6 protein-coding genes are annotated in these 11,528 nt (G+C 40.0%); 3 read left to right on the forward strand and 3 right to left on the reverse strand.

What is annotated here, in order from left to right:
* Positions 1 to 33 precede the first annotated feature (33 nt).
* A complete protein-coding gene (locus tag P0N36_RS13050; protein ID WP_275843294.1) occupies positions 34 to 858 on the forward strand; it encodes a YihY/virulence factor BrkB family protein in 825 nt (274 codons plus the stop codon).
* 135 nt (positions 859 to 993) lie between these two features.
* Here the strand turns inward: P0N36_RS13050 and gdhA are convergent, their stop codons facing one another.
* The 3 genes from gdhA to P0N36_RS13065 all read right to left on the reverse strand — a co-directional run bounded on the left by gdhA (position 994) and on the right by P0N36_RS13065 (position 4,746).
* On the reverse strand, positions 994 to 2,328 hold the full coding sequence (gdhA, locus tag P0N36_RS13055; protein WP_275843295.1) for an NADP-specific glutamate dehydrogenase: 1,335 nt from the start codon (positions 2,326 to 2,328) through the stop codon (positions 994 to 996).
* Between the two features lie 185 nt (positions 2,329 to 2,513).
* The gene (gene gltA, locus P0N36_RS13060) at positions 2,514 to 3,908 is read right to left on the reverse strand and encodes an NADPH-dependent glutamate synthase (RefSeq protein ID WP_275843296.1); all 1,395 of its coding nucleotides are present in this window, start codon (positions 3,906 to 3,908) and stop codon (positions 2,514 to 2,516) included.
* Positions 3,901 to 4,746, reverse strand: coding sequence for a sulfide/dihydroorotate dehydrogenase-like FAD/NAD-binding protein (locus P0N36_RS13065; RefSeq protein WP_275843297.1), 846 nt, complete (start codon positions 4,744 to 4,746; stop codon positions 3,901 to 3,903). Before P0N36_RS13065 ends, gltA begins: the two co-directional genes overlap by 8 nt.
* Positions 4,747 to 5,269: 523 nt before the next feature.
* Between P0N36_RS13065 and gltB the strand changes: the two genes are divergently transcribed.
* Together gltB and P0N36_RS13075 are read left to right on the forward strand one after the other, a co-directional pair.
* The gene (gene gltB / locus P0N36_RS13070) at positions 5,270 to 9,793 is read left to right on the forward strand and encodes a glutamate synthase large subunit (RefSeq protein ID WP_275843298.1); all 4,524 of its coding nucleotides are present in this window, start codon (positions 5,270 to 5,272) and stop codon (positions 9,791 to 9,793) included.
* Between the two features lie 12 nt (positions 9,794 to 9,805).
* Positions 9,806 to 11,272, forward strand: a complete 1,467-nt coding sequence (locus P0N36_RS13075; RefSeq protein ID WP_275843299.1) for a glutamate synthase subunit beta — start codon at positions 9,806 to 9,808, stop codon at positions 11,270 to 11,272.
* Positions 11,273 to 11,528 lie beyond the last annotated feature (256 nt).

The raw sequence follows: 11,528 nt of genomic DNA on the forward strand, positions 1-11,528 counted from the left end.
TAAACCATATTCTTTCTAAAGGAAGGTTGACTTATGGCTGAGTTTATAAAAAAGCTAAAACAACTTTTTACCAAAATTGATCATGATGACATTACAGCTTGGGCGTCTATGCTTACGCTTTTCTTAATGTTGTCTCTTTTCCCATTAATTATTCTGATTACAGACTTTGTGGCCAGTACTTCTTTTAACGATCCTGCCGTTACCGATTATCTGATCGCTATTCTCCCAGCACCAATATTTGAAACCATCCAGAATATAGCTACAGATATTGAATTAAATAGATCGACAAAAGTAATACCTGCGGCTTTATTAGTTACTGCCTGGGCTGCTTCAAAAGGTATTCTTGCTATCATACAAGCACTTAACAAGGCCTATGATGTTGTTGAAACACGGTCTTATATAAAACTTCGTTTCTTGGCATTGTTCTACACACTGGGGTTCATCCTTTTGATTGTACTTTCTTTAATACTCATTGTATTTGGCAATACCATCTACGGACTTATAGAAAGCAATATTACTGTTCCAGAATTTATAAGTCCTATTGTTATTTTTCTACGGTTTACCATAACCATAGTTTTATCTATGATCTTTTTTATTTTTTTATATAACTTGTCACCTACTGTTAAAGTGGGTTTTATAAAAGTTCTTCCCGGTGCGGTCTTTTCAAGCCTTGGTCTTGTTGCTGCCTCTAGTGCCTTTTCCATCTATGTTAAGTACTCCACTAGCTTGTCCTATTTATATGGTAGTTTGACCGGTTTTATGGCGTTAATTCTTTGGCTGTTTTTTATCAGTCTTATTATTATGGTTGGTGGAGAAATTAACGCTGTTTTTCTATCTTCCCATTTCAAACATTTATGAGAACATCATCATGAAGTCTAGCCTAACTCATCACCCTTTATATGTTCAAAAAAATAGAAGGACAAATATGTCCTTCTATTTTTGGGTCTGTATTTGATTGGTTATAATATCAACGTTCAGTTTGAATTACTTAATCTAAATAACGCCTTGTGCGTACATCGCTTCTGCTACTTTTAAAAATCCTGCAATATTAGCGCCAATAACCAAGTTATCTTCTGCACCATATTCTTTTGCAGCTTCGCTAGCGTTTTTATATATGTCTGCCATGATTTGTTGTAATTTGGCGTCTACTTCTTCAAATGTCCATGAATAACGCATGCTGTTTTGACTCATTTCAAGTGCTGATGTGGCTACACCACCTGCATTAGCTGCTTTTGCAGGTCCAAAAAGTACTTTGTTGTTTAAAAATACTTCAACAGCTTCAGGTGTTGAAGGCATATTAGCCCCTTCTCCAACTGCAATACATCCATTTTCCACTAGTATTTTAGCTGAAGCTTCATCAATTTCATTTTGTGTAGCCGATGGTAGTGCAATGTCGCATTTTATGGTCCATATACCAGCACAGCCTTCATGATACTCTGCATGAGGATGATGTTTAATATACTCACTGATACGCTTGCGTTCTATTTCCTTGATTTGTTTGACCGTATCTAAGTTCACACCTCTAGGATCATAGATGTACCCGCCCGAATCACTTAGGGCAACCACTTTTCCACCTAATTCAGTAGCTTTTTGTGTGCCATAGATGGCAACGTTTCCAGATCCGGAGATGACGACTGTTTTGCCTTTAAAAGAATTGCCTTTTGCTTTTAGCATCTCTTCAACAAAATAGCACATGCCGAAACCGGTCGCTTCTGTACGGGTAAGACTGCCTCCATAAGTTAAACCTTTACCTGTTAAAACACCTGTAAATTCATTTTTAATTCTTCTATATTGACCATACATATAACCAATTTCTCTTCCACCAACGCCAATATCACCGGCAGGCACATCCGTATTCGGACCGATATGTCTTTGTAACTCCGTCATAAAGCTTTGACAAAAGTTCATAATCTCTCTATCGGATTTGCCTTTTGGATCGAAGTCACTACCACCTTTTCCGCCACCAATAGGCAGACCGGTTAGCGAATTTTTCAAGATCTGTTCAAATCCCAAGAATTTGATAATCCCTACGTATACTGATGGATGAAATCTTAAGCCACCTTTGTATGGGCCGATTGCACTGTTAAATTCCACTCTAAAACCTCGGTTTACGTTCACTGTTCCATCATCAGATACCCAAGGTACCCTAAAGATGATTTGTCGCTCAGGCTCTACGAGTCTGTCAAATATTCCGGCTTCTACCCATTCAGGATGCTTCAAAGCCACAGGTTCAAGTGACTCCAATACTTCTTTTACAGCCTGATGAAATTCCGGTTCTCCTGGATTTCTTTTTACGACTTGCTCCATTAAGTTTGTCAAATAGTTCATATTATTCTCCTTATCCTTGCTTATTGAACTGGCAATAATGCCATATCTTCAGGTCATCCTAAAACCTTACTTAATAATATCCCTATGGCTAGTGGTTCAAAACCAAGCTTCTAAATAACGCTTTTACACTTTACATCTTTAAAATTATATCACAGTTCATTTATAAAGTGCTAGTTTTTTTATGATTACTTCTTGTTTTTTATATAAGTGTCTATTGCTTTTGCCGCATCTTTACCTGCACCCATTGCTAATATGACTGTTGCCGCACCTGTTACAACATCACCGCCGGCATATACCCCTTCTTTGCTACTTAGACCGGTGGTTTCTTCTACAATAATGCCGCCCCATTTTTGTGTCTTAAGATCCGGTGTGGTGGATGTGATCATTGGATTCGGACTTTGACCGATAGCAATAATGACTGTCTCAACATCCAGAACATGTTCTGATCCCTCTTGAGCGATAGGACGACGCCTTCCAGATGCGTCCATGTCTCCTAGGGTCATTTTTACACAAGTTATGCCTTTGACCCAACCTTTTTCTGTACCTAGAATCTCAACCGGATTGTTAAGCAACTTAAATTTGATGCCTTCTTCCATGGCGTGGTGAACTTCTTCAACCCTTGCCGGTAGTTCTTCTTCTGAACGTCTGTATACTATATAAACATTTTCTGCTCCAAGTCGTTTAGCACTTCTTGCAGCATCCATAGCCACGTTACCACCACCTACGACAGCAACATTTTTACCGACTCGAACCGGTGTATCACAATCCGGAAATTTGTAGGCTTTCATCAAGTTTACGCGCGTCAAAAATTCATTGGCTGAATAAACACCGTTTAGATTTTCGCCAGGTATTTTCAAAAAGCTCGGTAAACCTGCGCCTGATCCAACAAAAACAGCCTCATAGCCTTCTTCTAATAATTCATCTAAAGAAAGTACTTTTCCAATAACCATATTGGTCTTAATTTCTACACCTAAGTCTTTTAATGTTGTTATCTCACTTTGTACCAGGGCCTTAGGTAATCTAAACTCCGGAATACCATACATTAAAACGCCTCCAGCTACATGAAAGGCTTCAAAGATTGTTACTTCATAGCCTTCTTTTGCTAGGTCGCCAGCACACGTCAGACCTGCCGGTCCACCACCAACAACGGCAACTTTTTTACCATTGGTAATTGGTTTTTTTACTTCAGGCTCCCTATTGGCCATGTACCAGTCAGCAACATACCGCTCCAGTCTTCCAATACCAACCGATTCACCTTTTTTTGTTCTAACACAAAGGGCTTCACATTGAGACTCTTGAGGACAAACTCTACCGCAGACTGCCGGCAGACTATTGGTTTCTTTAATTACATGATAGGCCGCTTCCATGTTGCCTTCCGCCACCAACTTAATAAACTCTGGAATCTTTACCATAACCGGACATCCCGCCACACATGGCTTGGTTTTACATTGAAGGCATCTATTTGCTTCCTCTATTGCTTGTTCTTCTGTATAGCCTAGAGCTACCTCTAAAAAATTTCGGTTTCTCACATTCGGATCTTGCTCAGGCATTCTCACTTTCTTTAATGACATATTAGCCATCTATAATACCTCCTAAACGACAATTGTGTTGATCCATACTTTCTGCCTCTTGTTCCTTGTACATGGTTTGTCTTCTCATTGCTTCATCAAAGTCAATCTCATGCCCATCAAAATCAGGTCCATCCACACAGGCAAACTTGGTTTCGCCTGCTACTGTCACTCTGCATCCGCCACACATACCGGTACCGTCAATCATAACCGGATTCATACTTACTAACGTTTTAATCCCATGGGGCTTTGTCATCTGACTTACAAATTTCATCATAATCAAAGGACCAATCGCAATTACTAGGTCAATCGATGGATCTTGATCAATTAGTTTTTTAAGCTCATCGGTTACAAATCCTTTGTTACCATTAGAACCATCATCGGTTGTTACAAACAATTGATGACTCACAGCCGACATTTCTTTTTCTAGAATGATCAAATCTTTGCTTCTGAAACCTGCAATCATTGTAACTTTAGCTCCCATTTCATGGAGTTTTTTGGCCTGTGGGTATGCAATTGCTGAACCTAGACCACCACCTATGACAACCGCATTCTTGTACCCATCCAAATGAGAAGCCATACCTAAGGGACCAACAAAATCAAGAATCTTCTCCCCAACATTCAGAGCACCTAATACTTTTGTGGTCTTTCCTACCACTTGGAAAATAATTGTAACGGTGCCTTTTTCACGGTTATAGTCTGCAATTGTTAGGGGTATTCTCTCACCCTCTTCGTCTGTTCTAAGTATGATAAATTGCCCAGGTTGCGCTTTTTTTGCAATTAATGGCGCCTCAATTTCAAGAAGCGTTACAGCCATATTTAATGCTTCCTTTTTCACGATTCTATACATGTTCTGTCCTCCTTGGTTTTTGCAAGTTAAACAATAATATATTGCATTAATTTATATCTTACAGTCAAAAAACCCTTACGTCAACCAAAAAACTATGTTACAACCCTTATGATAAGACATTGTCAAGGCATATTCTTTGTGAGTTAATACAATATTTTATGTATTTTTTTAATGTATTCTATTAATCGCCCTTTATCTCTTTAATCCATTCATTAAGTTTATGAATGTAATATACCGTCTTCTTGCAATAATGAATTTTTAGTATTTCTTTTTAATACTACTCTCTTAAATCCTTTTATTTAGCCATTTAATGCAAATTATTAGCAAATATGCAATTCACTTTTCTTCTTAATTGTTTGAGCTAAATGAAATTATTTCTTTTCAAACTTGCATTTCTTAACTTTTTAGTATTGATTCTCAAATTAAATCATGCTATAATGTTTCTACTATCTTTTTCTTACCTATGATTTAATTGGATAAGTTCCAACAAATATAATGATACCATGTTAGGAGGCACTATATAATGAAGGACACTTACGGTTTACCAAAGCAACAAGGCTTATATGACCCTCAGTTTGAACATGATAACTGCGGCGTTGGATTTGTAGCCCATATAAAAGGAAATAAATCTCACAGTATTGTGCAGAAAGGTTTACAAGTGCTCGTTAATCTACATCACCGTGGTGCTGTTGGCGCAGATCCAAATACAGGCGACGGTGCCGGCATCCTCATTCAAATACCCCACCAATTTTTAGTCAAAGTCAGTCGAAAGTTGGATTTCACATTACCATCCGAAGGCCATTATGGTGTAGGTATGGTTTTTTTGCCTCAAGAACCTAATGCAAGGTTCTATTGTGAAGGCATCTTTGAAAGGATTATTCAAAATGAAGGTCTTAAGCTTCTTGGCTGGCGTCATGTTCCTGTCAATGAAAAAGCATGTGGTTTAACAGCAAGTGGTACCCGTCCTATGGTTCATCAACTTTTCATCGACAAAGGTAATGTTAGTGTCAATGACTTAGAACGTAAGCTCTATGTCGTCAGAAAACAAGTTGAAAAACGAATCCGTGATGCAAAAAAATCATATACAGAAGCCTTTTATGTGGCTAGCCTTTCCTCTAAAACTATGATTTACAAAGGCCAATTGTTGGCCCATCAAATACCTGATTTTTTTACGGATTTAAAAGATAAAGATATGGTTAGTGCCATTGCACTGGTACATCAACGGTATAGCACCAATACTTTCCCTTCTTGGGATCGGGCGCAACCTTTTAGGTATCTGGCTCATAACGGTGAAATTAACACTTTAAGGGGCAATGTCAACTGGATGAATACCCGCGAAGGCGTCCTTGAATCTGAGGTTTTCGGAGATGATATTAAGAAAATCTTCCCCATCATTGAACCTTCCGGCTCTGATTCTGCCAATCTAGATAACGCCCTTGAACTTCTCCTTGCCAGTGGCAAAACTTTAGCTCATGCTGTTGCGATGCTCGTGCCGGAAGCTTGGCAAGGACATGAATCCATGAATGAAGATAAAAAAGGTTTTTATGAATACCATGCAGGACTTATGGAGCCATGGGACGGCCCGGCTGCCATAGCTTTTACAGATGGCACACAGATTGGGGCTGTTCTCGATCGAAACGGTCTACGACCTGCAAGATATTTAGTGACCAAAGATGATTTTGTTGTACTGGCCTCAGAAACCGGCGTTCTTCCCTTTGAAGCAGATACTGTTCTGGAAAAGGGCCGATTACAGCCCGGCAAAATGTTTCTTATTGATACCAAAGAACAAAGAATTATTTCAGATGAGGAGATTAAATCTACTTTAGCCAGCCAAAAGCCTTACAAAACTTGGATTGATCATAATAAGATTGAATTGTCCAAAATGCCCGTACCACATGACATACTATCACTTGGCGCTGACCGTTTAACGCAACTTCAAAAAGTCTATGGCTATACTGAAGAAGAACTTAAAGAGGTTATCGCACCGATGGTGCTCCATGGCAAAGAGGCAATTGGTTCTATGGGCAATGATGCTGCTTTAGCAATCTTTTCAAACAAGCCTCAACTCCTATACAACTATTTCAAACAATTATTCGCTCAAGTTACCAACCCACCTATTGATCCGATTCGTGAAAAACTTGTTATGTCCTTGGTTCAACTGCTTGGTGATCGTGGTAATTTACTAGGCGATTTGGACCCTTCAATTAATATTAATTTTATAGAACTACAGCAACCCATACTGGATAATGCAAACTTTGAAAAAATCGTGCACATACGCCATAAAGATTTTAGGTCTGTTAAAGTTCCTGCTGTTTTTCACGCTAACAAAGATGGCGCGGATCTTAAAAATGCCCTCGATACCCTAAACCAAAATGTTGAAGACAACATAAAGGCCGGCTATAATTTGATTATCCTAACTGACCGAAATGTAGATAAGTATCATGCGCCTATTCCTTCTCTTCTTGCAGCCGCTAGTGTACATCACCATCTGATTCGCAAAAAACTCCGTACCAAAGTTGATCTAATTGTCGAAACCGGAGACGCTAGAGATGTCATGCATATGGCTTTACTAATAGGATATGGTGTTGATGCCATTAATCCTTACATTGCTTTTGATAGTATTCAAAGTCTTGTTCATTCAGGTTTGTATATGGAAGGTCAAAGTATAAATAACGTTGATGCGCAGAAGAACTATGTTAAAGCTTTAAACAATGGCTTATTAAAGATTTTCTCAAAAATGGGTATCTGTACACTTCAAAGTTATCATGGTGCTCAGATTTTCGAAGCTTTAGGCGTAAGTTCTCAAGTGGTGAAGGCGTATTTCCCTGGTACCGCTTCAAGAATCGAAGGAATTGATTTAGATATTATTGCAAAAGAAGTCATGATTCGACACAATGCCGCCTTTAATACTTTACGCAACCCCTATAGTCACTTACTTGAAGGTGGTGAGTATTCCTGGCGCGTAGGCGGAGAAGCACATCTTTTCAATCCTGATACCGTGCACAAACTGCAACATGCTTGTCGCACCAATGACATGAAGCTTTTTAGAGAATATTCAGCTCTCATTAATGAACAAGCAGAAAAACTTAACACCATACGTGCTTTGCTAAAATTCAAAGACCAAAGTCCAATTGATATCGATGAAGTTGAGCCAATAGAGAACATATTAAAACGATTCGCAACCGGGGCTATGTCTTTTGGTTCAATTAGTATTGAAGCCCATGAGACTCTAGCAAAGGCCATGAACGAGATAGGTGGTAAATCCAACTCAGGTGAAGGTGGCGAAAGCCTTGATCGACTTTTTGATCAAGGTAGACGAAGTTCTATAAAACAAGTGGCTTCCGGTCGTTTTGGTGTCACCACAGAATATCTAGTAAACTGTACCGAACTCCAAATAAAAATGGCCCAAGGTGCTAAGCCAGGGGAAGGCGGCCATCTGCCCGGTCACAAGGTTACAGAAGACATTGCCAAAGTACGTCACTCTACACCGGGCATCGCGCTTATTTCACCGCCACCCCATCACGACATCTATTCTATTGAAGATTTGGCACAACTTATTTACGATCTAAAGAATGTTAATGATAAAGCACGTATCAATGTTAAACTTGTTTCAGAAGTTGGTGTAGGTACCGTTGCTGCCGGTGTATCAAAAGCCCATGCTGATGTTGTCCTTATATCCGGTTGTGATGGCGGTACCGGTGCTGCACCAATAAGTTCCATTAAGTATGCCGGACTACCTTGGGAGCTAGGCCTAGCCGAAACCCACCAGACACTTCTAATGAATGATTTGCGCAGTCGTATTGTTGTTCAAGCGGATGGCCAAATGAAAACCGGTCGTGATGTGGCCATTGCCGCCCTTCTTGGCGCTGAAGAATTTGGTTTTGCTACTGCTGCTTTGGTCGTTTCTGGTTGTATCATGATGCGTAAATGCCAGAAAAACACCTGTCCTGTAGGTGTCGCTACACAGGATCCTGAACTTCGTAAATTCTTCACGGGTAAACCTGAGCATTTAATTAATTTCTTCACTTTTATTGCAAGTGAACTTAGAGAAATAATGGCGGATCTTGGTTTTAGAACCCTTAATGAAATGGTAGGTCGTGTGGATAAACTTGAGCCTAACAAAGAACTGCTTCACTGGAAATCAAGAAGCATTGATTTTAGCGCTATCCTCTACAAACCTGAGCTCCCATCTCGTATTGGCACTTATTGTTCCAATGATCAAGCTCATGGTTTAGAACATATTTTTGATCGACAACTGATTAAAGATGCCATACCGGCACTTATCAACGAAGAAAATGTTTACAAAGAATACGATATAAGGAATGTACATCGGACTGTCGGAACGATGCTCGCAGGTCATGTGTCTATAGCCACAAAGGGGCAGAATCTACCTGAAGATCGTATTCATTACAAGTTTCTCGGTTCAGGAGGCCAAAGTTTCTGTGCTTTCGGCGTAAAAGGTATGACTTTTGAACTGGAAGGAGATTGCAACGATTATATGGGCAAGGGATTATCCGGTGGTAAAATCATCGTATATCCACCAAAGTCAGCTGATTTTAATTATGAAGACAACATTATTGTAGGTAACACCCTTTTATATGGTGCTACTTCCGGCGAGGTATATATTAACGGCATGGCCGGTGAGCGTTTTTGTGTTAGGAACTCAGGTGCCGTGGCTGTTGTCGAGGGTGTCGGCGACCACGGTTGTGAATACATGACAGGTGGCACTGTGGTTGTTCTTGGGAACACCGGTCGAAATTTTGGCGCAGGTATGTCCGGTGGGCAAGCTTTCGTTCTTGCCGAAGATGATACTTTTGTAAAGAATAAGTGTAATTTCGAGATTGTGATGACTGAAAAAGTGACCACCGAAGAAGATAAAGCCCTTCTAAGGTCTATGATAGAAAAACATGTTCTTAATACGAACAGTCCAAAAGGTAAGCGTATACTCTCTAATTATGACGAATATATAACACAATTCGTCAAAGTAATTGCACCCGAATACAAACTGGTACTTGAGAAAAAAGCTGCTATGGCAGCCATCAATTAGGAGGTGATCAAAATGGGTAAAGTTACAGGATTTAAAGAATTTGCTAGAAACAATGGTGATTACAAACCTGCTGATAAACGGATCTCAAATTTTGATGACATCTTCATACCTGTTGATGAAACCGAAATCAAAATCCAAGCCGCAAGGTGCATGGATTGCGGTATCCCTTTCTGTTCCTCTAACTGTCCACTTGGTAATATTATTCCGGACTTTAACGATTTGGTTTTTAACAATCAATGGGAGAAAGCTTTACAAGTATTACATTCAACCAATAACTTCCCTGAGTTTACAGGAAAAATATGTCCTGCACCCTGCGAAAGCGGTTGTGTCCTAGGTCTAATTAAAGACCCAATCACCATTGAGCATATTGAGTTAGCCATAGCCGAAAAAGGTTGGGCAAAAGGATGGATTCAACCGGAGCCACCTGCAATTCGTACAGGAAAAAGTGTGGCCATTGTTGGTTCAGGTCCTGCAGGTATGGCAGCCGCTCAACAGTTGGCTCGTGTCGGACATCATGTTACGCTATTTGAACGTTCTGATGCCATTGGTGGTGCTATAAAATACGGTGTACCGGACTATAAGTTACCAAAATCTTATATTCAAAGACGTGTTGACCAAATGGTAGCTGAAGGGGTCCAATTTAAAACCAGTACCAATGTGGGGGTCGATATTTCTGTAGAAACCCTTAAAACCGAGTATGATATTATCTGCTTAACCGGTGGTTCAACTGAGCCTAGAGATCTGACCATATCCGGTCGCAATCTTAGTGGTATCCATTTTGCTATGGATTTTCTCCCTCAATCAAATAAACGTGTTGCCGGTAAGCAGATTCCAGAAGATTTGGCGGTTACAGCTGAAGGCAAAAAAGTAGTTGTCATTGGTGGTGGTGATACTGGTTCTGACTGTATCGGCACTTCATTAAGACAAGGTGCTATTGATGTTACCCAACTAGAATTATTACCCATGCCTCCAAAGGAACGTGATATCACTCAACCTTGGCCGGTTTTTCCAAGACTCTACAAAACTTCTTCTTCTCATGATGAGGCTGAAGCTGCATTAAACAAAGACATTCGTGAATTTTCTGTCGGTACCAAAGCTTTCCTCGGTAATGACAAAGGTGAAGTAACAGGACTTAAGTGTGTCAGACTGGCATGGGAGCAAATAGATGGTCGTCACACTATGAAGGAAATTGAAGGTAGTGAGTTCATCCTAGAAGCTGATTTGATTCTCTTTGCTATGGGTTTCTTACACCCTGAGCATACCGGACTTTTAGATGATCTTGGTGTTGAGTATGATTCAAGAGGTAATGTTGCTACGAATCGAGAGTTCCAGACTTCTATCCCCGGCATTTTTGCTTCCGGTGATATGCGACGTGGCCAATCTCTGGTTGTTCATGCTATTGCTGAAGGAAGAAATATGGCTTATGAGGTGGATAAATTCTTAATGGGTGAAACTTATCTTAGAAGTACGTTAAAATAGAGGTTCTCTGACAAATTTGGCTCTTTGTCAAATCTTGGGGTAATCCCCATATCAGCATCTTAACCAGGTCTCTAAGTGAATAATCTTAGAGACCTGGTTAAGGTAAAGTTAGATGGGTCCCATGAAAACCCTTCCACAGTATGTATGATTACGGTCTCAGGTTGGTGCGTCCAGGAACTTCATGGTCGATGATGGCCTGCTTTCGTAACTATTCTTCTATGGGATGTTCAACTATGCGTTTCAGGCCATAACCACT

Source organism: Petrocella sp. FN5 (assembly GCF_029210395.1).
GTDB lineage: Bacteria > Bacillota > Clostridia > Lachnospirales > Vallitaleaceae > Petrocella.